Origin of the sequence: Ancylomarina euxina (assembly GCF_003863355.1) — a bacterium.
In the GTDB taxonomy this organism is placed as follows: domain Bacteria; phylum Bacteroidota; class Bacteroidia; order Bacteroidales; family Marinifilaceae; genus Ancylomarina; species Ancylomarina euxinus.
Genome location: NZ_QQWG01000004.1, coordinates 193,796 through 217,857, shown reverse-complemented (window position 1 = coordinate 217,857; position 24,062 = coordinate 193,796). Strand labels below are relative to the sequence as shown.

At 36.3% G+C, this 24,062-nt stretch carries 16 protein-coding genes, 1 tRNA gene and 1 riboswitch; of the genes, 14 read left to right on the top strand and 3 right to left on the bottom strand.

Features of this window, described 5'->3' with window-relative positions; genetic code table 11:
* Window positions 1-42 precede the first annotated feature (42 nt).
* The 5 genes from DWB61_RS06170 to DWB61_RS06150 all read left to right on the top strand — a co-directional run bounded on the left by DWB61_RS06170 (window position 43) and on the right by DWB61_RS06150 (window position 7,450).
* The gene (locus tag DWB61_RS06170) at window positions 43-1,530 is read left to right on the top strand and encodes a glycoside hydrolase family 30 protein (RefSeq protein ID WP_125030025.1); all 1,488 of its coding nucleotides are present in this window, start codon (window positions 43-45) and stop codon (window positions 1,528-1,530) included.
* Between the two features lie 41 nt (window positions 1,531-1,571).
* Entirely contained in the window at window positions 1,572-2,585 is a 1,014-nt protein-coding gene (locus DWB61_RS06165) for a glycoside hydrolase family 2 TIM barrel-domain containing protein (protein WP_125030024.1), read from the top strand.
* 99 nt (window positions 2,586-2,684) lie between these two features.
* Window positions 2,685-3,644: a hypothetical protein gene (locus DWB61_RS06160; RefSeq protein WP_197091133.1), complete on the top strand. Its 960-nt coding sequence runs from the start codon at window positions 2,685-2,687 to the stop codon at window positions 3,642-3,644.
* A gap of 22 nt (window positions 3,645-3,666) precedes the next feature.
* A complete protein-coding gene (locus tag DWB61_RS06155) occupies window positions 3,667-5,022 on the top strand; it encodes an MFS transporter (RefSeq protein WP_125030023.1) in 1,356 nt (451 codons plus the stop codon).
* Window positions 5,023-5,263: 241 nt separating this feature from the next.
* Complete coding sequence (locus DWB61_RS06150; protein WP_125030022.1) at window positions 5,264-7,450, top strand: beta-glucosidase; 2,187 nt, start codon at window positions 5,264-5,266, stop codon at window positions 7,448-7,450.
* Between the two features lie 224 nt (window positions 7,451-7,674).
* Here the strand turns inward: DWB61_RS06150 and DWB61_RS06145 are convergent.
* Window positions 7,675-7,759 (bottom strand) — tRNA-Ser (locus tag DWB61_RS06145).
* Window positions 7,760-8,090: 331 nt separating this feature from the next.
* On the opposite strand from DWB61_RS06145, the gene DWB61_RS06140 reads away from it, so the two are divergent.
* Entirely contained in the window at window positions 8,091-9,497 is a 1,407-nt protein-coding gene (locus DWB61_RS06140; protein WP_125030021.1) for an MFS transporter, read from the top strand.
* Between the two features lie 78 nt (window positions 9,498-9,575).
* Here the strand turns inward: DWB61_RS06140 and DWB61_RS17920 are convergent, their stop codons facing one another.
* Complete coding sequence (locus tag DWB61_RS17920) at window positions 9,576-12,041, bottom strand: helix-turn-helix domain-containing protein (RefSeq protein ID WP_125030020.1); 2,466 nt, start codon at window positions 12,039-12,041, stop codon at window positions 9,576-9,578.
* Window positions 12,042-12,487: 446 nt separating this feature from the next.
* On the opposite strand from DWB61_RS17920, the gene DWB61_RS06130 reads away from it, so the two are divergent.
* The 8 genes from DWB61_RS06130 (at window position 12,488) to DWB61_RS06095 (ending at window position 22,277) form a co-directional block, all read left to right on the top strand.
* A complete protein-coding gene (locus DWB61_RS06130; protein WP_125030019.1) occupies window positions 12,488-14,467 on the top strand; it encodes a PAS domain-containing sensor histidine kinase in 1,980 nt (659 codons plus the stop codon).
* Between the two features lie 900 nt (window positions 14,468-15,367).
* Window positions 15,368-15,766: a DUF2391 family protein gene (locus tag DWB61_RS06125; protein WP_125030018.1), complete on the top strand. Its 399-nt coding sequence runs from the start codon at window positions 15,368-15,370 to the stop codon at window positions 15,764-15,766.
* A gap of 238 nt (window positions 15,767-16,004) precedes the next feature.
* Window positions 16,005-16,826, top strand: coding sequence for a hypothetical protein (locus DWB61_RS06120; RefSeq protein WP_125030017.1), 822 nt, complete (start codon window positions 16,005-16,007; stop codon window positions 16,824-16,826).
* A 203-nt stretch (window positions 16,827-17,029) separates the two neighbouring features.
* On the top strand, window positions 17,030-17,872 hold the full coding sequence (locus tag DWB61_RS06115; RefSeq protein WP_125030016.1) for a hypothetical protein: 843 nt from the start codon (window positions 17,030-17,032) through the stop codon (window positions 17,870-17,872).
* 213 nt (window positions 17,873-18,085) lie between these two features.
* Window positions 18,086-18,847 (top strand): cyclase family protein, encoded by a 762-nt coding sequence (locus DWB61_RS06110; RefSeq protein WP_125030015.1) that lies wholly within the window; start codon window positions 18,086-18,088, stop codon window positions 18,845-18,847.
* Between the two features lie 1,077 nt (window positions 18,848-19,924).
* A complete protein-coding gene (locus DWB61_RS06105; RefSeq protein ID WP_125030014.1) occupies window positions 19,925-20,848 on the top strand; it encodes a carboxypeptidase-like regulatory domain-containing protein in 924 nt (307 codons plus the stop codon).
* Window positions 20,849-21,027: 179 nt separating this feature from the next.
* Complete coding sequence (locus tag DWB61_RS06100) at window positions 21,028-21,273, top strand: hypothetical protein (RefSeq protein WP_125030013.1); 246 nt, start codon at window positions 21,028-21,030, stop codon at window positions 21,271-21,273.
* Window positions 21,273-22,277, top strand: a complete 1,005-nt coding sequence (locus DWB61_RS06095; protein WP_125030012.1) for a hypothetical protein — start codon at window positions 21,273-21,275, stop codon at window positions 22,275-22,277. Before DWB61_RS06100 ends, DWB61_RS06095 begins: the two co-directional genes overlap by 1 nt.
* 714 nt (window positions 22,278-22,991) lie before the next feature.
* On the opposite strand, the gene DWB61_RS06090 is transcribed toward DWB61_RS06095, so the two are convergent.
* Window positions 22,992-23,612 (bottom strand): CAP domain-containing protein, encoded by a 621-nt coding sequence (locus tag DWB61_RS06090; RefSeq protein ID WP_125030011.1) that lies wholly within the window; start codon window positions 23,610-23,612, stop codon window positions 22,992-22,994.
* Window positions 23,613-23,848: 236 nt separating this feature from the next.
* Window positions 23,849-24,061: riboswitch (cobalamin riboswitch) on the top strand.
* Window position 24,062: the final 1 nt, after the last annotated feature.

The following is a 24,062-nucleotide window of genomic DNA, read 5'->3' as shown; positions in this document are numbered from 1 at the left end:
CTACAGAAATCCAATTTTAATTAATATGATAATTATAAACTAATGAAAATATTTCAATATTTCTTATCTGTTTTTCTCATGGCAAATTTGTTGGGGTGCACAGTACAACAGAATAATTTGACGGTGGATGTCTATGAAACGTCTTCAAATGGCAATAAGCTCAAAAAAATAAGTGAATTTAAATCTGGAGAAGATGCTGTTGCCATCCAATTATTACCGGATGAGAAATTTCAAACCATCATTGGTTTTGGAGGATCCTTTACCGAGTCATCGGCTTACTTGTTGAATCAAATAGGTAAAAAGAACCGAGACATAATTTTGGATGCCTATTTTGGGTCAGAAGGGGCCAGATATTCGTTAACACGAACGCATATTAACTCTTGTGATTTCTCATTGAGTAACTATTCCTACGCTCCTGTAGCAGGAGACTTGGCTTTGGAGAACTTTTCAATTAAAGAAGATCTAGATGATATTATTCCAATGATTAAGGATGCAATGGAACTATCAGAAGATGGATTCAAAATTCTTTCATCGCCATGGACAGCACCACCTTGGATGAAGGATAATAATGATTGGAAAGGTGGTAGGTTATTACCTGAATACAAGGACACCTGGGCATTATTTTTCTCAAAATATATAACTGCTTATAAAAATGAAGGAATCAACATTTGGGGATTGACTGTAGAGAATGAGCCTTTGGGAAATAACAGCAACTGGGAGAGTATGCATTATACACCAGAAGAAATGGTAGAATTTGTTAGCAAGTATCTGGGACCAAAATTAAAAAGTGATGGTCATGATATTAAGATCTTGGGCTACGATCAGAATCGCGATGAATTAAAGGAATGGGCAGATGTCATGTATAAAGATGAGGAATCATCGAAGTATTTTGATGGTATGGCAATTCATTGGTATGCCAGTACCTATGATTATATGCCTGATGTCTTACAATATACACATGATAAAGCTCCGAATAAACTCATGATTCAGTCGGAAGCTTGTGTCGATGCAGAAGTGCCACATTGGAATGATGATGCCTGGTATTGGAAGAAAGAAGCTACCGATTGGGGTTGGGATTGGGCTCCTGATGATCAGAAACATCTTCACACTAAATACGTGCCAGTATATCGTTATGCACGAGATATCATAGGTTGTTTGAACAATTGGGTACAAGGATGGGTTGATTGGAATATGGTTTTGGATACACAAGGTGGCCCCAACTGGGCTAAAAACTGGTGTCTTGCCCCGGTCATTGTTGATCCTGAGAAAGACAAAGTGTATTTTACGCCAATGTATTATACTCTGGCACACTTTAGCAAGTATATCTGTCCTGGAGCAGTGCGCATTGGATTTGACATATCCGATAAGGATCTTATGATGACAGCGGCACAAAATCCCGATGGATCGATAGCTCTTGTGATTTTGAACATGAACCTGGAATCAAGAAACATGAAACTTTCTTTGGGTGATCGTTCTGTCGATATACAGATTAGTGCACAGGCAATTCAAACAGTTGTAATTCCTGCTTAAGTCTTGTTATAAAAGTAAATAACGAATAAATATCCATGGTTATGCTTAAACATATTTTATTAATTTTTTCAGTGAGTTTATTGCTCTTTCAGACTGAGAATATTAAGGCGAATACCGTATCAGTTAATGGAAGGCGTATTCTTGTAAACGACTCTGTTTATACAATCAAAGGGATATGCTATCATCCTGTTCCCAAAGGAAGTGATAAAAGAAACTTTGGTAATTTGTCTGAGGACTTGTATTTAATGCTTGAAGCTGGAATAAACACCATTAGGGTTTATGCTCCTATAACAGATGTTTCTGTTCTTGATGAGATAAATGAAGCTGGACTCAAGGTAATTATAGGTTTTGGCTACGACCAAGGTGGTGAGAATGATATTCTTTCAGGATCTTTTGTCACATATATAAAGAAGTTCAAACATCACCCTGTGATATTAATGTGGGAATTGGGGAACGAGTATAATTATCATCCCGAGTGGTTTGGTGGTGATATGAAGAATTGGTACACAGCTTTAAACAATGCTGCCATGCAAATTCAGAAGCATGACCCTTCTCATCCGGTAACAACCGCACACGGCGAGTTGCCAGATTCATTGGCACTAACAATGTGTCCCAATATAGATGTCTGGGGCATGAATGTCTATCGATGGGATAATCCGGAAGAGATCTTTTCGGAATGGGCTATTCTTAGTGATAAACCTATGTATTTGTCTGAAGCGGGAGCAGATAGCTATATGACGATTTCAAAAGATGGCTATAAACAAGGTGTAAATGAGCTAGCTCAAGCAGATGCCACGAAAAATATCCTGGAATCCATTTTTAGTAATCAGGCAATTTGTTCAGGTGTCACTTTGTTTGCTTTTGTAGATGAGTTGTGGAAAGCTGGAAATAACAACAAATTGGATGTTGGTGGTTGGGCTCCCAAAAGTGGTGGTGTGCCATATGATGGTGCACCAAATGAAGAATATTGGGGGATTGTTGATATTGAAAGAAATAAGAAAGAGGCCTTCAGTGTTGTCAAAGAAAAGTACACCAACTTATCTAAGTCAAATTAGCCACGGTTCTAAGCAAAAAAAATGAAACGAGCCATTTCATGTATTCAGACAAAGGAATATGATTATCATGGCTGGTAACTAAAATAGAATGATAAACACATGACTAAAACAGTCCTATTTCTAATGATATGCTTACCATTTGTAAGCTTTGGTCAACACAAAGAAGAAACGAATATGGTACATATCCTTAAAAATAAGAACCTGGAAATTCATATCGACTTGCCATTGGAAAATTATCAGCTCTCAAGATTTGACTGGACAGGTAAAATTGTGTCTGTGAAGTTTAAAGGTGTCGATATTGCCGGAACTGAGAGGTTAAATAGTGATGATGATAATAGCTTTGGAAAAGGCTTCTATAATGAATTTGGGATTGAAACACCAGTAGGATTTGATGAATGTGAGGAAGGAGACTGGTTTCCTAAGATTGGAGTAGGCTTATTAAAAAAAGAGGGTGATTCATACAGTTTTAGTAAGGTTTACGAAATTCAACCTGCCGATTTTAAACTAATTGCTGAAACGAATAAGCTAATTGTTGTGTGTAAATCTCAAAGCTTTAACGGGTATTCATATGTTCTGAAAAAAGAAGTTAAACTTTGGGGAAACAGTTTTATCATTAAATATCACTTACACAATACGGGTGACAAAATCATTTCGACCAATGAATACAACCACAATTTTTTAGCCATCAATAAAGAGTTAATAGGTTCCGATTATATTTTAAAATTTCCATTCCAGATTAAACCTGAATTGTTTGGAGCTACTGTTAATCCTGAAGGAATCGTTGAAATTAGAGATCATAAAATCACTTTCAATAATACTCCTGAAGAACAGTTCTTCTTCAGTAATCTTTCAGGAGGTGAGCGTGTTGATGCAATATGGGAATTGGTAAACACAAAAAGTAAGATTGGAATTAGTGAAACAGGAAGTTTTAAAACTAACAAAGTCAATCTTTGGGGATGGAAACATGTTGTAAGTCCGGAGTTATTTTTTGATGTCAATGTGAAGCCCGGCCAGACAATTGAATGGACCAGAATGTACAATCTGTTTGAAGTAAAATAAAAAGTATTTGAATCATATAGAGATGAGTGAAATAGAGTCAAAATTATCTTTGAAAGAAAAAGTCGGTTATAGTTTAGGAGATACCGCCTCCCATTTTGTATGGGATATGGTCGGTTTCTGGATTCTAATTTTCTATACCGATACCTTTGGGATTTCTGCAGCAGCAGCTGGTACCATCATGCTGATTGCTCGTTTTTGGGACATGCTTAGCGATCCCTTAATGGGGATTATTGCTGATAGAACAAACACCCGATGGGGAAAATTCAGACCCTATATACTTTGGATGGCTTTGCCCTACAGTGTATTGGCAGTCTTAACGTTTACCACTCCCGATCTAGGCCCTACGGGTAAAGTGATTTATGCAGGCGTTACCTATATGTTATTAATGACAGTATTTACGGCTATAAATCTTCCTTATTCATCATTAGGAGCTGTAATGACTTCTGATTCATACGAGAGAGCAGGCCTTAATTCCTACCGATTTATCTTTGCTTTTATTGGTCAGTTTATCGTGTCAGGAACAGCTCTTTCTTTAGCCTTGTATTTTGGTCAGGGTGATAATGCAAAAGGTTATCAGTATACCTTGATTTTGTTTTCTATTATCAGTTTTGCACTTTTCATGATCACCTTTAAAACCACTAAAGAGAGAGTTCAACCTCCTAAAGAACAGAAAGAAAACTTAAAGGAAGATTTTAAGAATCTATTTAAAAACAAACCCTGGGTCATTTTGTTTTTTGTAGGAATTATCTCTTTTATCATGTTTGCAATGCAGAATTTATCCATTGCTTACTACTTTAAATACTATATAGGAAATGAAGAAAATGTTCAATTGTTTAATGTGATAGGAACTGTTGCTCTAATCGTAGCCATACCTTTCTCAAAACCTTTGGCTAAACGGTTCGGCAAGCGTAATGTTTTTTTGGCTAGTTCATTACTGTCGGGCTTTTTCTTCATCTGCCTATATCTTCCTGGTGCCAACAATATTACAATGATCTATATTCTCAATATTCTGGCAAAGATGGCTTATGCTCCTGCAGTGCCTTTACTGTGGACCATGCTTGCCGATACAGCCGATTACTCGGAGTGGAAAACAGGAAGAAGATCAACCGGTTTGGTGTTTTCTGCGGCTACTTTTGCTCAAAAAGCGGGTTGGGGTATTGGTGGAGCCTTGGCAGGATGGATGCTTGCTATCTTCCAATTTACACCGAATGTAGAACAAACCGAAACTGCCATTACAGGAATAAAACTTATGATTTCAGTCATTCCGGGAATCCTGTATATGTCATGTGCCATCCTCTTATATTTCTACACCATCGATCATGACACTTGTGTCGTGATGAAATCGGATTTGGATAAGAGACGATTATCGGAAGCATAATCATTTGATTAGCCCATAATATATCAGGTAGGAAAATTTGGGGTGTTAAAATTGGTTTATGAAGCATTTTAAACACAGATTGAGAATCAAGGAAACTTGATTTTCAATCCAAAATAGTTTAAACGCTTGTTATGTAAGATGTTAGTTGGTAGCGCCTCTGTAGTATCCCTCATGCTATATGCGCTATTTTTTACGACTAATATATAAGTTATACAAATTAGTAAGTACTTATCAAATCACAATGAAAAGACTATTCCTTACGACTCTGTTATTGGTTCTGTTTGCTGGCATGCAACTGTTTGGGCAAGTGAATACCAAAACGATTGAAAAGAAGATTGACGTATTAATTGAACAATTGACTCTGGAAGAGAAAGTGGCCATGTGTCATGCACAATCGAAGTTTAGTACGCCTGGTGTGCCTCGTTTGGGAATTCCTGAGATATGGATGTCGGATGGACCTCATGGTGTGCGTGCCGAGATTGCCTGGGATACTTGGGACCATGCAGGCTGGACCAATGATTCCTGTACCGCTTTTCCTGCCTTAACTTGTTTGGCGGCTACTTTCAATCCAAACTTGTCGTTTAAGTATGGTAAGGCTATTGGTGAAGAGGCCCGATATCGCAAGAAAGATATTCTTTTAGGCCCTGGTGTTAATATTTATCGCACACCTCTTAATGGTCGTAATTTTGAGTACATGGGGGAGGATCCCTATTTGGCATCCAAGCTGGTTGTGCCCTATATCAAAGGCGTGCAGGAAAATGGTGTGGCAGCTTGTGTGAAGCACTATGCCCTGAACAATCAAGAACACTGGCGTAATCATATTAATGTGGAATTGAGCGACAGAGCCTTATATGAAATTTACCTGCCTGCATTTAAGGCTGCGGTTCTCGAAGGAGAAGTTTGGGCAATTATGGGTGCTTACAATAAAATAAGAGGCCAGTTTTGTTGCCACAATGAATTGATGGTGAACAAGATTCTTAAGGGCGATTGGGCTTTCGATGGCGTATTGGTTACCGATTGGGGAGCCACACACGATACCAAAGAAGCAGCACTATATGGCTTGGATATGGAAATGGGAACAGGAACGGATGGACTCACCTCTTCATCGAAAAATGCTTACGATAATTACTATTTAGCGAACCCATTTCTGGAACTGTTAAAAAGTGGCGAAATAGATGAGTTTGTTGTTGATGATAAGGTCAGACGTATTCTTCGCCTGATGTTTCGAACCAATATGGATCCAACTCGAACTTTCGGTAAAATGACCAATCAGCAACATTTTGAAGTGGCTCGCGAAGTGGCTACAGAAGGGATTGTTTTGTTGAAGAATGATAAGGGGTTCTTCCCGATAGATCCTGCAATAAAACAAACCATCGCTGTAATTGGAGAGAATGCGACCCGTAGCATGACAATTGGTGGTGGTTCTTCGGAACTCAAAACCAAGCATGAAATATCACCTTTAGAAGGTATTCAGAAACGCTTTAAAAATGCTCGAATTATACATGCAATGGGTTATGCATCAGGCCCATCAGTTTATGGTTGGGTGTTACCAACCAATCTAAATGCAGATTCATTAAAGCGTGCGGCAATCGAAGTCGCTGCTGAAGCAGACATCGTTCTTTTCGTAGGCGGTTTGAATAAAAGTCATCATCAGGATTGTGAAGGCGATGATCGTACTCAGTTCGCTTTGCCTTTTGGTCAAGATGATTTGTTGAATGAAATATTGAAGGTGAATAAAAACACCGCTTTTATCATGCTAAGTGGTAATGCTGTTGAAATGCCTTGGATTTCGAAGGTGAAAGCACTTGTTCAAGCCTGGTATTTGGGAAGTGAGGCCGGACATGCTATCGCAGATGTAATCTCGGGAGATGTGAATCCATCAGGGAAACTGCCTTTTTCGTTTCCTGTTAAGCTGGAAGACAACGCAGCTCATTCATTTGGAGAGATCTCTTATCCTGGCGATGGCATCAATCAGGAATACAAAGAAGACATATTGGTCGGTTACCGCTGGCACGATACGAAGAAGATTAAACCCTTATTCGAATTTGGATACGGTTTATCCTACTCCACATTTAAGCTGTTAAGTGCGAAAACAGATAAGTCTACCTATAAAAAAGGAGAGGTGATTAAAGTCTCATGTGAGATTAAAAATACGGGTAAATCAAAAGGATCTGAAGTCATTCAGATGTATGTCAACGATGTTGAAGCATCGGTTTTAAGACCGCTTAAGGAATTGAAAGCCTTTAATAAGGTCAACCTAAATCCTGGTGAAACGAAAAGTGTTATCATGGAAATTCCCGTGGATGAACTGGCCTTTTTCGATGATTCAAAAATGAATTGGAATCTGGAATCAGGCCAATTCAAATTGATGCTGGGAACTTCTTCTCGCGAGATTAAAAAAGTGCTTCAAATTGCCGTTAAAAACTAATTGAAACAAGATAGTTTATTAGTTTAAAGAAAGAAAAGGAGACGTTAACTGTAAGGCTAACTGTATTTTGACTTTTCTTTCATTTTAATGAATTATAGTAAAGAGTATTCATTTTGATTAGTTCTAACGAGTACTCATAAAACTTGCATATTCATCGCGGTTGATAAATAGTTGATATGAAAAAACGCAAACCCCTAATGGATAAAGGCTTGCGTTTTAAATTGCGGAGAGAGAGGGATTCGAACCCCCGGTACGTTGCCGCACAATAGTTTTCAAGACTACCGCATTCGACCACTCTGCCATCTCTCCAATATGTGTTATTATCTGTTCTGATAACGGGTGCAAATGTAAGTCAAAAATGTTCGTTTCGCAAATATAATAAGGGCTCTGGATGAATATTTTTTTGTTAAAATAAGCAAGGGCTTGACAATTACGATTTTAAAATACTACTTTCATCAAATAAAAATTATTTTTTTATTGTAATCATACAAAACAGAGGGCTTGCCGGGTTTTACGGCCTAATTTTTGATAAACATTAAAGTCGGGTTTTCCCTACTCGTGATTTTTATAAGAAATTCTATTTTTACCGCCTGTAAAGTTGGACAACTATACCTTAAATAAAATTTAACTGAGAATTAAAATGAGTGTTGAAAAAGAGAGTACGATAAAGGAACGCTTTTCTAAAGCCTTTTGGGTAGCCAATTCGGTGGAATTGTTGGAGAGAGCAGCTTATTACGGGGTTTTTATTGTGATTACAATTTACTTATCCCGAATATTAGGATTTACGGATGTGGAAGCGGCCATGATTTCAGGTTTATTCTCTGGAGGTTTGTATTTATTGCCAACTTTTAGTGGAGCATTAGCCGATAAAATGGGTTTTAAGAATGCCTTACTATTAGCATTTGCCCTTTTATCTATTGGTTACGCTGGTTTAGCTATTTTTCCAACACTGCTCGAATCCGCAGGTTTGGTAGAATACACCAAGATTACAACATTTACAGGATTAGAGAGCAGTTCTCATAAATGGTTTATAATCCCAATTATTATCCTGATCATGATTGGTGGATCATTCATTAAATCAGTAATTACAGGTACTGTTGCTAAGGAAACGACTGAGGCCAATCGTGCTAGAGGTTTTTCTATTTTTTACACCATGGTCAATATTGGTGCCTTTTCTGGGAAAACTATTGTAAAGCCATTGCGTGAGGCAATGGGAAATGAAGGATTAATCACCTTGAATTATTTCTCGGCTGGTGCAACTCTACTGGGCCTGATCGCCGTTTATTTCTTTTTTAAGACCACTCGTCACGAAGGAGAAGGCAAGAGTATGTCGGAAATTTGGGATGCATTGTTAAAGGTACTAGCTAATGGGCGTTTGGTGGCTTTGATTTTGATTGTTACAGGATTCTGGATGGTTCAGCACCAATTGTATGCAACCATGCCCAAGTATGTCTTGCGTATGGCAGGTGAAGGCGCATCACCTTCTTGGTATGCTAATGTGAATCCATTGATTGTTTTCCTTTTTGTTGGCCTTATCACTCAGCTTATGCGAAAGAAAACAGCTCTATTTTCAATGACTGTCGGTATGTTTATAATGCCCGTTTCAGCTTTGTGTATGGCAGCAGGAAATCTTTTAGATGTGGAATCGATAGATTTAGGTTTTTTTAGTCTGCATCCGGTTGCTTTCATGATGATTATAGGTATTGTATTCCAGGGGTTTGCTGAGTCATTTATTTCACCACGATTCTTAGAATACTTTTCATTGCAAGCTCCTAAGGGAGAGGAAGGAATGTATTTAGGCTTTAGTCATTTACATTCATTCATCTCATCTATTTTAGGATTTGGTTTATCTGGATTCTTATTGTCAAAATATTGTCCTGATCCACATTTATTTGAAAATCATGCAGACTGGGAAGTTGCATCAGCGCATGCACATTACATTTGGTATTATTTTGTAGCCATTGCAGGTGTATCGGCAATAGCTTTGATTATTTATGGTCGAGTGACTCGTAAGTTAGATAAGCAGAAAGAGCTTTTAGAAGCCTGATACAGTATACAGATTGGCTAGCTTGAGTCGATTTAATTGAACCACCTCAGTTTTGAGGTGGTTTTTTTTTGCTAGCATTTAGTTTGTCTTTTTATCTTTTACATTCTCCCAGTAAGCTAAAACAAAGCGAAGATCGCTCATGCTAATATCTTTGCCCAGATCCTTTTTTGCATCGTTAAGGGCATCTATGGCGTGTGTATCAAAATAAGCCATGATATTTTCGACTTTCTCATCATCAACAAAATCCCCGATGGGAAGGGCATTAATACTCACATAATAGGTTAGGTGCTCTTCAACGGTAGAACGAGTCAGATCACGCATAGCTGCGATAACAGGAATGCTTTTGCCTTCCTTATACATTAAAAAACTTCTTTCTTTGCTGCTGATTTTTTTGGGTTCCTGGCTTTCAACTGATGAAAAGATATCGGGAACCTGTGATAGTTTATTATCCTTTTTAAAAGCATCAACCAATTTCAGAAGTTCCAGACCAAATTCATCAATCTTTTTGGCTCCCATGCCTTTTATGTTTTTCAAGGCCATTTTGTTTTGTGGCAAACTGTTGCATACTTGAACAATCACCTTAAGGCTGATAATTGAGGCTACGCTTGTGTTTAATTCATCTGCTTTGGCATATCGCCAATCTTTAAGTTGCTTAAACAGATCCGGATAGTCGACAATAGCAGCAAAATCTTCTTGCTTTGGCATACGTTTGAAGTTAATCGTCTTGAGATGCTCCTTCGCTTTGAGCTCAAGGAAATCCTTAAGTACAAAACCATGATTGCAATGAAGCATACAAGCTAATTTCACCTGAGTTAGCTCAACAATGCGAATGCGCAGATCCTTAACGGTTTTCTCCAGAGCTTGATTATCGGTATCGAAATAGCTCTGATGGACTGGTTCTAACAGATAAAGCTCCAACTTAGGAATAAAGTACTGACAAGCTTTATGTAGGCGTTCCTGAAAAAGTTTGTCATTCTCTAAACTAGGAGAGTTACCAAACATATGAAACAACTGATTGGAAAATTGTTGACCAACCTTTACCAATTCTGGTTTTAGATGATCAATAACAGCCTTTAACTTCTCCTTACAATCGCCTTGAGCTGTTGTGGGGTAGGCTTCGAAGACTTTGTTCAGCCGGTAAGCGTAATGGTAAATCAAATCCATATCGAAAAGCTCTTTCAATAATGAAAGCTGATAGTCGCGCTTGGCTTTGTAGAGATCCTCTTGTTTTGGCGGATTCTCTTGCATAGCTTTATTAAAACTGGCAACAGAGCTATCGCAAATAATGCCTTGAGGATTGATGCGTGTTTTCAACACCATACCTTCAAGCGATTTACAACGCGATAGTGCCACATAAACCTGCCCGTGTGCAAAAGCCGAAGCGGCATCGATAATTGCCTTTTCGAAGGTTAAGCCCTGAGATTTGTGAATGGTGATGGCCCAGGCCAATTTGAGTGGGAATTGTTTGAAATTGCCAATGACCTCCTCTTCAATCTCCTTGGTTTTTTCATTAATGGAGAATTTAATATTCTGCCAGGTTTCCATTTCAACCTCAATCACATCTTCGTCTCCCTCGCATTTTACACTGATACTATCCTTATTCATAAAGGTGATCGTTCCAATTTTTCCATTATAGAAACGCTTGGCCGATTGAGAATCATTTTTTACGAACATCACCTGAGCACCTTTTTTTAGCTCAAGCTTTTCGAGAGTAGGAAAGGCGTATTCGGGAAATTGACCATCTATACTAGCCTTAAAACTCATTTTGTCTGTCTCTAGTTTTTCCAGCTTAATCTCATTGATATCTTCAGCCTTACGGTTGTGAGTACTTAGAGTGATGTAAGCTTCTTTATCATCCGGATCGAAATCGGGTTTGTAATTGGCATTTAATCGACGGCGCGATTGATCAGAAAGCTGGTTATTACGAATCTCATTTAGAATTCGAATAAAGTCTTCGTCCTTCTGACGGTAAATGTGTTTCAGCTCAATGCAAATGTGCGGCGACTTTTGTAAGGCTCTCGAACTAAAGAAAAACTCAGTTGCATAAAAACGTTTCAATATGGACCACTCTTCCTGTTTCACCACAGGAGGCAATTGCTGTAAATCACCAATCATCAATAACTGAACACCACCAAAAGGCAATTTCGATTTGCGATAACGACGCAGAACGGCATCAATCCCATCCAATAAGTCGGCGCGAACCATAGAGATTTCATCGATCACCAATAAGTCCAAAGATTTAATGATATCGATTTTGGTTTTATTAAAACGATTCTCAGGAGATGCCTGATCCTTATTTTTATATTCTTCTTCGGGAAGAATGGGACTAAAGCCCAACTGAAAGAAAGAGTGAACCGTTACACCGCCCGCATTAATCGCAGCCACACCCGTAGGGGCAACCACAATCATTCGTTTGAGTGACTCCTGACGCAGGCGGTGCAAAAAAGTGGTTTTACCTGTACCGGCTTTCCCCGTCAGAAATATGTTGGTGTTGGTGTTTTCTATATAATCGTAAGCTAGTCTCAGCTCTTTGTTGTCTTCCATCCTGATGTCGAAAAATGATAATCAGTAAAATTAATATTTTAGATGGAGAAAGGCGATAAAGCGGAGAGTAAATTAAAATATAAGGCTTAAAGTCAGACTTTGAAATAGATTGTCTCTGATTGAATATGATGAAAACAAATTGTAATAAGTGATGCATGATTAATGACAGTGTGAATGGCTGTTATTTTGATATTCATAATTATGTAGATAGGTTCTATTTTAGATTTGTTCGTGATTTTAGAATAGACAAGTTTATTGTTGGCTATAGAATATTTCGTAATTTAATAGGGATGTATGATTTTATCTGTCAGTTAAATAACAATGATTTAGCTGTTTCGTGAGAGCTTGTTTTATAATATATAGACATATACAGCCATTAGAATAAATAAGATATAGCTCTTATATAATTTTTACTCTCCTTATAAGAAATTAATAAAAAAACAAAAATGGATTCTAAACCTACTTATCAAGAATTGGAAATTCAGATTGCAGAACTTAAACAATATAAGGAAAATTGTCAGCTCAATTCTTCTATTAAAAATGACGATATCTATCATTCTCTCATTGATAATATGTCAGAAGGATTTGCGCATTGCCAAATGATTTATGAGAATAATAAACCCATTGATTTTATTTATCTTGAAGTAAATCAGGTTTTTGAAAAATTAACGGGTTTGAAAAATATTGTTGGTGAACGTGTATCTGAAGTCATTCCTAATCATAGAATGGAAAACCCAGAACTGTTTCATTTATATAGCAGGGTTTTGCAAACAGGAATATCTGAGAGGATAGAAACTTTTGTCGAAGCCTTGGGGATATGGTTTTCCATTTCGGTTTATAGTTCTCAAAAAAATCAGTTTCTTGTGATTTTTGATAATATCACGAAGCGAAAACAGTCAGATGAGGCTCTAAGGATTAGTGAGCAGGAATTTAGAACCTTGGCAGAAAACGCTCCAGATATTATTTTTAGGTTTGATCGTTTATTTCGACACACCTATGTGAATGCAGCTGTTGAAAAAGCTACAGGAATCCCCAAACAAACATTTCTCGGGAAAAACCATCGAGATCTTGGAATGCCGGAAGAACTTGTTTTGTTTTTCCAAAAGCAGATTCGCAAGGTTTTTGAAAGCGGACAGGAAATAGAGTTTAGCTTCACTTTCCCAACACCAACAGGTGACCATTATTACGAATCCCGTTATGTTCCTGAATATAACAAAGACGGGACAGTAGGCCATGTAATGGGGATTACTCGGGACGTCACTGAGACTAAGTTGACAGTAAAAGCCCTCAAAGAAAGTGAAGCACGTTTTAAACAACTCATTAAGAATTCGTTTGATATGATTGTGTTAATGGATTCCAATGGAATACAACATTTTGCTAGTGAATCATGTGAGAAGATACTGGGATTTAAACAAGAAGAACTAATTGGTATCTCTGTCATTGATAAGATGATTCATCCAGAAGATCAGGAATTAACTAAAATAGGGTTTCTTGATATGATTGAAAATAAGGCAAATGGTGGAACGCAATACCGACATCTTCATAAAAATGGAAGCTGGGTTTATTTGGAGGCCTATGGCAATAATCAATTAGATAATCCCGAAATTAAATCTATTGTTCTTAATGTTCGTGATGTGACTGAACGAAAACATGCCGTACAAATTATTAAAGAAAATGAAATCAAATTAAGAGAACTCAATGCGACAAAAGACAAACTTTTTTCAATTATTGCTCATGATTTAAGAAGTCCATTTAATGGAATATTGGGCTTTTCGAGATTGTTAATTGATAATTTAAAAGATTTTGAACTTGCAGAATGTGAAGAGTATTTAGGCATTATAAATTCATCAGCCAAAAGCACGCTTATTTTACTTGATAATCTGTTGAATTGGGCAAAATCGCAAACCGGACGAATTACCTTCAAGCCCCAAGAAATAATTTTAGCATCAATTATCAATGAAACGATAGAACTCTCCAAAACAGTCGCCATTGGCAAGAATATATTATTAGCTCATAATCAATCAGGTGATATTGAAGTTTGTGCCGATAGAGATATGTTGAAAATAATTTTACGAAATCTTATTTCGAATGCCATAAAATTCACAAAACCAGGAGGAAATATAAGTGTTTTATCAAAAAAAAAACAAAGTCGAGTTGAAATTGCAATTTCTGATAATGGTATTGGAATGAGTGAAGAAACGATAAATAAATTATTCAAGGTTGAGACAAATAGAACGACGATGGGAACAGAGAATGAAATAGGTTCAGGTTTGGGCTTAATACTCTGTAAAGAACTTGTTGAAATACAGGGAGGGAAAATATGGGTAGAAAGCGAATTAGGGAAAGGCAGTAACTTTATATTTACAATACCTATTAGTGAAACGAATCATAGTAAAATGAAAACCGCTAATAGTTATGAACGATAAAGAAAGTATTGGCAAATTTTTTAAGGAGTTATGAAATCCCTTACTAATCACAACCAATCTCATACAGAATAAACAAAACTTAAGATATTTAAACCCAAAACCTATCTATTTTGAGTTTGGAAAGACTCAAGCATAAGAAGATAATTTAGATCTCTTTCCTTACAGCATTCGCTATGCTTTTAAGTGCATTAATCGTGTTGACTTCATTTATGTATTTACCTCAGGCTTTTCAACTTTATTGGCTGTCTATCTGCGTCTATTTCCTTTGTTTGTGCTTGGTTGTTGGAAATTGATAGCCATATATAAGGAGATTGGATTTCGGTCTTTTCTGTCTCTTAAAAGTTAAATCTTTTTTGGGTATAAAACTAAAGGGCAAGCTCAGTACAAGACACTTAGTAACCCAAAGGAGGCGAAATGCCTAGAGAATTGAATGGTCATGCTCTGATTATGTGTAAGCTGTAAATATCAGGTTATGACTACAACCCATATTTCGCCAGACTTGACTTAAGTTAATAAAATTTCCCTCTTTTTTGAGGAGTAGTGCCAAGCTACTTTTCGATCCCTGAGCGGAGTCGAAGGGCTAAATATATTCTTTCTATTTAATACTCGCTGATCATTTTACTTTAATTGGGAATACTGTTTATACAATTGTTTTCATAAATTTACTTTCTCGTGCAAAAATGGAAACTGCTTTATTGGTCCTAAGCTTTATGTGGCTTGCTTCTTTAGGAATTTGATAAGACAACTGTTTTAATCGCCCACGAAACTTTGAAGACCGTTGTGCTTCATGCTGAGATCGTACTAAAGAGGTCGATTTTTTTAGAAAGAGATCATATTAAGTGAGATCTATTGAAAATAAGAAATAAAACTTTTATTAGTACCTCTAATGAAGTGTATATTATGAGTAAAGAAACAATTAACTTTGAAGATATTATTCAAGTAATAGTAGGGGCATCTGCTTTGACGATTCCTGTTGCCTTTTCAGAGGAATCATGGAAATTAAGTGAAACTTTACCAACTCTCAATCTTATTGTAATAATTCTATTGTCATTATTATTTATTAATATATACTCATTTCAAGGAATATTTCAGGGACAAGTAAAACACAGATTATCGCATTTCGTATTAAGAACTATAATAGATTATGCTGTTACCTTTATTGTAGTATTTATTATTTTATTTGCCCTTAATAGGATGCCACTATTAGAAGAACCATTAATTGCTTTTAAAAGAATAATAATCCTATCGTTCCCAGCATCAATGGGGGGCGTTATTGTTGATGGATTTGATAAAGAGTAATGCAATTAGATATAATTTTCATTTATGCTCAAAAAAGTAGCACGAAAGCACAACAATGTATAAAATAATAGCTGTCTTGGGAGTAAATTCAAAGCTTATAGCTCGTTTTAACTTTCTTGTAGCTTGACAGGAAAGTGCCACGCAATCTGCCACTACTCATACAATTTACCGTTGTGTGGCATACAAAACAAAAAACTGAATGGACTTTAAAAGCATACAAAAACAAATTGATCAAATAATGAGCAAGCAGAACAATCGGTCTATCCCTGAATTTGAAGGATATTCTCCGATTGAAATGCATAACCTTTTGCATTTTACTTTTGAGCCCGACAGTCCTATAAGTATCCAAAAACTTACTAAAGAAGAGTATCTTAATATTCCAATACTTAATCAGGTTAAATACTTTTTGAATTTAGTGAGAGAATCTGGTGAAATCAAGTTGACTTCGAAAGGATTTTTACCGACTAAGATTGTTCACGAAATTTATAATGAAGGATTCATAGAGGAATATCAATTTTCATCAGGAATTTCTAAATTATATAAGGAAAGTGATTCATTAACTATTAATCTGACTCGACTGTTAGTTGAATTAGCTGGTCTGACTAAAAAAAGAAACGGTAAATTAAGCCTGACAAAAGCAGGAGGAAAAATTGCATCCGACAATCAGAAATTATTTGAATTGGTTTTTAAAACAATGACACAAAAGTTTAGTTGGGCTTATTACGACAATTACGAAGACGAACAACTAGGACAGCTCGGCTATGGTTTTTCATTGTTGCTAATATCAAAATATGGAATGCAAAAACGGTTAGACTCTTTTTATGCCGAGAAATACCTTAAAGCTTTCCCTCAATTTCTGGAATCAATTACGCCGACTTATGGAACTGTTGAAAATTATGCTGGAAACTGTTATTCAATAAGAATGTTTGAAAGGTTTCTTTGTTATTTTGGTTTGGTTAAAATTGAAAAGAAGGGTAAAATACTAGACAGGGAAATTTTCATAACAAAAACTGAACTATTTGATAAATTGATTAAAGTACGACCACACAACAAAAACTAAATTTCATGGGAGCTGATGAGTCGTTTGAAGGTTTAGTACAATTAAGAAACACAAGCAAGCTACTAAAATTGGTTTGCTTAAAAATATAAACGAATTTATGCGGCTTGCTTCCTCGCGGTTTGAAAGGGGAGGTTCTTTTAATCGCCCGCGAAAACTTGCAAGACCGTTAGGCACCATAGCTGATCCACAGAATAAAAACATAGATGACAGAGAAACTGATACTTCGCAAACCAATTATTGATTATTCAGAACTGCTAATTTTGGTAATCTTTACGGGAGCAACTATTTATTTTAGATTTGAAATAACATTTCTGACAATATCAAACTTAGTCTGGTTCACTTATACTATTTACAAAACAAATCAACGTCTAAAAGACAGAGAACCCAAAATCATCGTTTCAAAGGAGGGTATCAAGTTTTGTGATGATGACATCCAAATAGACTGGGAACATATTAAGTATATTTTCGTTGACAGTAAAACTGTTGGAAGTGGAAAGAATGCTAATAATATACCATACTTGAGAGTTGAATATGGGAATAGAACAATCTCAAAAAAAATATATGACTATCAGTTTTCTTACAGGAAGTTAGAACGCTTAATTGAGACGTATTGGGGAAGAAAAATCGGTAATAAAAGCGAGAAGCTAGACAATGATGTAATAAAAAGTCTAAATTCTTCAAATTCGCCAGAAATAATAGATAATATAAAGATCTATAAAAGGATTAATATTTTATCGATGCTTCTAATATTAATAGTGTCATTAAGCTTTTGGATTTTCCTGCAGGTTAAATTTACTTTTCCATATTTCATAGCCATTGGTGTTCCATTTACATTTGCTTCAATGTTTGTTTTTATAACAACCCAAGAAAAGAAATTTAGAAATAGTACGCCGATGAATAATTTAACTGATGAGGAATTCTTATCGCTTTTAATTAAATATCAGGTGAAAAATGAAAACTCACCTCAGGCTACGAAAAGTGGATTGATTGGTATAGGTGTAATAGGAATTATTATTTCACTAATATCATATCTAATAAGCCAGTAAAACTACGGTGCCTAACAAAAGTGCCTGTTGCACAAAAGCTAAATTTCATTGTCAGGGGAATTGCACGAGAGTTAGTTCATATAAGAGACACCAGAAAGCTACTAAAATTGGTTTGCTTAAAAATATAAACGAATTTATGCGGCTTGCTTCTTTTAGTGTAAAGTCTAATCTTTAACTTGTGTAAAGGATGCCTTAACAAACATATAATTAATAATGAAAATAGTAGATTTATCAAAACCAATTCAATTTAATAGATCCGACCCTTGGTTTATGAAGGTTCGGATCAAATATAAAGCACATAAAAAAGCAAGTTTATTATTACGTTTTTTGGGCTTACCTAAAAGATTGTTCCCAAAAGGTTTTAACGGTTGGGCAGATGATACAATAAAACATATGGGGGTACATGCTACAACTCATATTGATGCTCCTTGGCATTATTCTCCAACAGTAAATGGAGAACGTGCAAAGACCGTTGATGAAATTCCATTAGATTGGTGTTATGGAGATGGCCTTGTTATTGATATGAGGCATAAAGAAGATTTCGACGCAATAACTGTCAAAGACATTCAAGATTTTCTTAAAAAAGAATGCTTATCTATTAAGGAAGGTATGATTGTTTTGATCAATACAGGCAGAGACATTTATAATGGGACAAAAGATTTCCCTGATAAAGGGACGGGAATGAGTGCAGATGCAACAGAATGGTTAATTGATCAAGGGATTAAAGTAATGGGAATCGACTCTTGGGGTTGGGATTTGCCATTGAGATATATGATAAACAAAGCTAAAGAAACAAATAATTCAGAATTATTTTGGGAAGCTCACGTACTTGGACAAAGAAAAGAATATTGTCATATGGAACAGCTTGTAAATTTGGGAAGTCTTCCATATGAAGGTTTTAAAGTTGCTGTTTTTCCTCTTAAGATTGTGGGAGCTTCAGCTGCTCCAGCTAGAGTTGTTGCGATTTTTGAATAAATGCTATTGCAACAATAAAAACGCCCTGTACAGAAGTTAAATTTCATGGGCGCTGATAAGTAATTCGAAAGTTTAATTCAATTAAGAAACACCAGCAAGCCAATTAAAATTGGTTTGCTCAAAATTGAAACTAAAAAAATAACCCAAAGCTCATCAAGCTTTGGGCTTTTTGATGCCTTTTCATCAGATTCAGTTATTTGGCTGTCTTTAGAAATGAAGACTATAAAACAATAAGATTTCTTCGTTTTCGAATAGCTAACTGAATGTCTGTTGTTTAGGGAAAAAGATTAGGATTAAAATATTTTACAAAAAAATAATACTTTGTTGCTTGTTTTAGAATGCTAATAAAAACGGGCAGTTTGGGCTTTCTTGAGTCGCTGTTTTTACCTGACGAATCCACTTCTTTTTCTGATGAATGAATTTTAGGTTTGGAATTTAAAGAAATTATTCCATAACTTTATTATAGAAAACGTTCCACAGTCTGTAAAGCCATTTGTATCATAAGTTTGATCCAGTGAGACTGTTAGTTCTCTTAAAGCTTTTTCCGGAAGAGCTTTTAAAATTAATTTTTTAGAGTGAGTATCATTTAATTTTAACAAACCCACCAAAAAGTAGAACTAAGACTCCCCTTATTTCTTCATTCATTTTATTAAGTAATAATTTGAAACTGAAATTTTAAACATAGACAACAACTTTTCTTACAAAGAATTATTGCCGACTAAGAGAGACGAAGGATTTTTATAAAGAGAATTTCAATCGACATACGGAGACGAATAATTTTCATACAGAGAATTTCCATCGGCATGCAGAGACGAATAATTTTCAGACGGAGAATTTCCATCGGCATGCAGAGAGGAAGAATTTTCATACAGAGAATTTCAATCGACATACGGAGAGGAAGAATTTTCATACAGAGAATAACACTTTGTTTGGTTGCCATACGATTCTAAATAGGTAGGCCTTGCTGGCTTGAGGGTCTTTAGAGGTGTTGAATGTTTGGTTTCTCGTTTCATATGAGTTTGCCATTAGCATTATCGCATTGGCTTTGTATTATATTAATCTTTAAAAATTGAAGTGATGAACAAAAAGTATTTACCTACTCAAAACATGCTGTTTCAATTTAACGATTTTGTAACAGCGAATAGAGAAAAGCTAGAAAGCAATCCTCTTCTTTGGGCGTTGATTCAAAAGATACTTGCTAAAGGTATCGAATTTAACGAGGCTATTGCTGTACAGAGTATCAATTATGGGGGATATGCTATAGCTAAAAGGCAAAAGAAAGAGAATTTGGCCGATAGTTTAATTAACATTCTGAACTTGTTTTATAATGATTGTTTGCAGAACAATAAGATGGATGATATTGAAAACTTCAAATCGACAGAAGGGAAGCTTCTTAGTATGTCGTTCAGCGGATTGTTGAATTATGCTGAAAAAACAGTGACGTATTGCGATAAGCATAGCCAAGAATTAGCAGCTGCCGGAATTACTGAGGCCATGTTAACCAGCCTGAAAGATGCCGTTCGTGAAATGCAAACCTATATGCCATTGCCTCAGGAAATGATAAAGAAGCGTGAGGAGGCAACCAAAGCCATAATTAAAAAGGCTAAAGAAATTGATAGTCTGCAAATAGACCGATTAAACAAATTGATGGAAAGTTTCTTCAAGTTATCGGACCCAACACTCTATTCGGCCTATCAACAGGCTGTTAGGCGTGAGCGTGCAGCAAGTAGGAAACTTGCCCTTATCGGATCGGTTAAGGATAAAAGAACCAATAAACCCATCGCCAATGCTCAGGTGTTGATTCCTCAGGCCGAAATCGATCATATTATCAGAGGAGACAAGGGTGGTTTCCGTATTCCAAGTCTCGAAGCAGGAACCTATCCTGTAGAGTTTCGTGCCGTAAATTATAAAAGTCAAAGGATAACCCTGGTTCACAATTACGGGGAAACGGATAGACTGGATATCGTTTTGGAACCTGAATTCATTCCTCAGAATATTTAATAATAGAATTCCTTGGGGCTTGCCCCTGGCTATCTTTTAGTCTCCCCTAAATTTTAGGGGAGACGTTATTCATTTCTGATCAATCTATCAACCTGATTTATCTTTTTGATTCAAATGAAAAGTTAATCAATGTTTTTATTGGTGTTCCTGGCATCTATTCAGAAGATCTATATTCGTATTTGGAAGAGCTATTCGTCTTTGACTCAAAGGATGAGGTTCTATCGGTTTATTGTAATGAACAGAAAGAAGAAGATGTCACATTACTAATAGGTGTGTTTGATATGAGCGATAATGGTTGTTTGGTTTCTTATATCGAATATAAAAATAGTCCTGCGAAATTGAGCAGACAATCAAGTTCATATATAGAACAGATTAGAGACAAGTATGATGATGTAAATTATTTACCATTTAAAGTTAAGATGTGATGTATAAAAAAACAAGAGTAATTATTGTGGTTAATAAGTATTGGGAATGCGATCCAGTTTGTTGGGTACTGACTAATAAATATATCAATGAACAATGTGGTATCGAGTTAAATGCGATACTGACTTGCTTAACTTATCCATCCTACGGACCCGTAAAGACGGTATGTGCTGAGGCAAGTTTACCAAGATTGACTATTGATGCTGAAGATAAAACGATAGAGGTTTGGTGCATATCTGACTTGTTGAGTGGGAGTCCTGAGGACTTGCAGTCGAGTTCAGAGGAGAAAATGAGACTGTTACCAATTATTTTTGAGTACGATCTTCAAAAAGAGATTGAATTGGTTATAGCGGTGGGTACGGCATCTTCGGGCCCGGGCGTTACGGCTAGTTCCATATTTCAATCGGATAACATCAATGGTTCGGTGGTGATAGGTAGCAAGGTGTTTATGCATAATGGTGGAGATGCTAATTCGAAAAGTCATTATAATACCGACTCTTGGGATGAGATTCTCGAATCGGGATCGACAAGTTTTATTGAACAACTTAAGATCGTAGATTTTAGCCCTTATAACCAATTGATGCTTTGTCCACCAACCAATCCATCAACGAATAGTCAGCAGATTTATGTCGATAAAAATTTTATTGCCTTGGGAGATGTGAATGTGACTGATTATACCCAATATGCTCAAAAGGACGGGGAAACGGGGTCTGCATTTAAAGCTCACTACCCCAATAATGAAAACGGGGTTTCCATGGAAACAACCCATTGTTTGATTTATAAAGCTGCGAAAAATCATCTTAACAATCAGAATCCTCCCTTCCTATTTGTAAGTGGTGAAGTCGATCGTTTTACTCAATTTGCTACAGATGTAAATCCTAAGGTTTATGCACAGAACGTTTCCGGTGCACACAATGCAGGAGTGGCCGTGGCAATTATTGTTTCGATGCTGAATAATGAGTCTGTTGTTAAGCTAAAGAAAGAACTAATGGCAGAAAAGCTATAAGCTTGTGTTGGTTTAAGAGCGTTTAGATATAGGCTTAGTAAATTTGCTCTAAATTAGTTTATTCTTGGTGAGATTGGCCTAGTTTGAGCATGTTAAAGGTGTGGGGGAGTCCACACCTTTTTTTAATGTCCGTGATGCTTGTGTTCATTATTATGTAGATGCATTCTATTTTAGTCTGGCTTATCATTTTACAATAATTAAATTTATTTTTTGCTTTAAAAAAAATGTAATTTAGGTTGTCATATGAGAATATGAAATAAATCTATTTGTCATGTTTTTGAAAAAATAATTAAGAACTCATTCAAGTCCCTTATTCCTAATTTATTTGGGAATATAATAAAACTCAATCGCGTGAAACAAGATAAGCTATCTATTTTGAGTTCGGAAAGACTCAAGCATAAGAAGAGAATTTATATCTCTTTACTTACAGCATTCGCTATGCTTTTAAGTGCATTAATCGTGTTGACTTCATTTATGTACTTTACCTCAGGTTTTACGCCTTTATTGATTGTCCCGCTGGGGCTATTCCCCTTGTTTGTAATTGGTTGTAGAAAATTGAGAGCTATATATAAGGAGATTGAATTTCGATCGGTATCCTCAAGTCGGATTGAATAAGGTCTGGGCTCAGCTTCTTTTTATCTTACGTAACTCCCCCCTTACAAAGGAGGAGAATCTTTTGCATGCAAGTCCAGAATCTTTTCTTGCAAGTCCAACTTACTTATGCTTGGCTATCATGACACAAATATAATGGGTGTATGTTGAGCCTGGTTTTTTATAAAATCCGATGCCACAGTATTCTGCATCTGCCCAAAAACAGGTCATGCCAAGTAGGTGTTTTCTGTGTCCCAGGCTAGGAATTCCCTTATCAATAATCAATTGCTGTATCATGATTTCCCCTGTATTTCGATTGGTGCCAGCGGCTATCGATTCGAAATGATTAGCTGATTTTGACGGCATCAGATAGTCGGCTAGATCAAAACCCGCTGCATTTATCTTATAATTCATGCCATAACCATCCGGATCGACATGGGCAAAATAGTTGCGCTCAGCCATATCCTTAGCTTTATCGTAGGCAGCCTTCGCTAGTTCTGCACTCCAAATTAATTGATTACGCGTCACAACCCCTGATAAATCAATCCCTAGTTCATCACTGAAACTTGCTGGTTTATTTCTAACCGCATTCAGATAATCGAAGGCATCCTTTCGGTTGATCTCATTGAGTGTTTTCGCCTCTGGAGATTCCTCAATACTCATATCTTCATGATAGCCTGTACCGCCACAAGAAATTAGGAGAATAGGGACTGAAAGGAGAAGGAGAGTGAAAAACTTGCTCATGCTGCGACCGATATAAATGAAATTTGTTTTGAATTATAAACGCCCTGCCAAACTAAGCTTAGGTGAGGCAAGGGATTCTTTTATAGAACGCATGTTTTGAGATAATGGTATGGAAATCGTGGAACTTTATTAAAGTTTTATTTCACTTATATATACGATTTCACTTAAAAAACGATAGATGTTAGATAACACGAAATTATATTGATAAAGAACTCGGAATTGAAAAAATAAAGCTTTTATATTTGCAACGATTTAGGTGTTCTACTCAGGCATTCGCTTGAGGGAATGAAAAGGGAATCCGGTGAGAATCCGGAACAGTACCCGCTACTGTAAATCTCGTTTTGCAATTGCAAAGCATAATTTTTACACCACAAGCCACTCTCAGAGATGGGGGGAAGGCTGTAAAAATTGAGATAAGTCAGGAGACCTGCCAAATCGTAACTTAAAACA

Bases quoted from the DNA above. Each gene is read 5' to 3' on its own strand.
- DWB61_RS06170 (WP_125030025.1), top strand. From the start codon at position 43: ATGAAAATATTTCAATATTTCTTATCTGTTTTTCTCATGGCAAATTTG.
- DWB61_RS06165 (WP_125030024.1), top strand. From the start codon at position 1,572: ATGCTTAAACATATTTTATTAATTTTTTCAGTGAGTTTATTGCTCTTT.
- DWB61_RS06160 (WP_197091133.1), top strand. From the start codon at position 2,685: ATGACTAAAACAGTCCTATTTCTAATGATATGCTTACCATTTGTAAGC.
- DWB61_RS06155 (WP_125030023.1), top strand. From the start codon at position 3,667: ATGAGTGAAATAGAGTCAAAATTATCTTTGAAAGAAAAAGTCGGTTAT.
- DWB61_RS06150 (WP_125030022.1), top strand. From the start codon at position 5,264: ATGAAAAGACTATTCCTTACGACTCTGTTATTGGTTCTGTTTGCTGGC.
- DWB61_RS06140 (WP_125030021.1), top strand. From the start codon at position 8,091: ATGAGTGTTGAAAAAGAGAGTACGATAAAGGAACGCTTTTCTAAAGCC.
- DWB61_RS17920 (WP_125030020.1), bottom strand. From the start codon at position 12,041: ATGGAAGACAACAAAGAGCTGAGACTAGCTTACGATTATATAGAAAAC.
- DWB61_RS06130 (WP_125030019.1), top strand. From the start codon at position 12,488: ATGGATTCTAAACCTACTTATCAAGAATTGGAAATTCAGATTGCAGAA.
- DWB61_RS06125 (WP_125030018.1), top strand. From the start codon at position 15,368: ATGAGTAAAGAAACAATTAACTTTGAAGATATTATTCAAGTAATAGTA.
- DWB61_RS06120 (WP_125030017.1), top strand. From the start codon at position 16,005: ATGAGCAAGCAGAACAATCGGTCTATCCCTGAATTTGAAGGATATTCT.
- DWB61_RS06115 (WP_125030016.1), top strand. From the start codon at position 17,030: ATGACAGAGAAACTGATACTTCGCAAACCAATTATTGATTATTCAGAA.
- DWB61_RS06110 (WP_125030015.1), top strand. From the start codon at position 18,086: ATGAAAATAGTAGATTTATCAAAACCAATTCAATTTAATAGATCCGAC.
- DWB61_RS06105 (WP_125030014.1), top strand. From the start codon at position 19,925: ATGAACAAAAAGTATTTACCTACTCAAAACATGCTGTTTCAATTTAAC.
- DWB61_RS06095 (WP_125030012.1), top strand. From the start codon at position 21,273: ATGTATAAAAAAACAAGAGTAATTATTGTGGTTAATAAGTATTGGGAA.
- DWB61_RS06090 (WP_125030011.1), bottom strand. From the start codon at position 23,612: ATGAGCAAGTTTTTCACTCTCCTTCTCCTTTCAGTCCCTATTCTCCTA.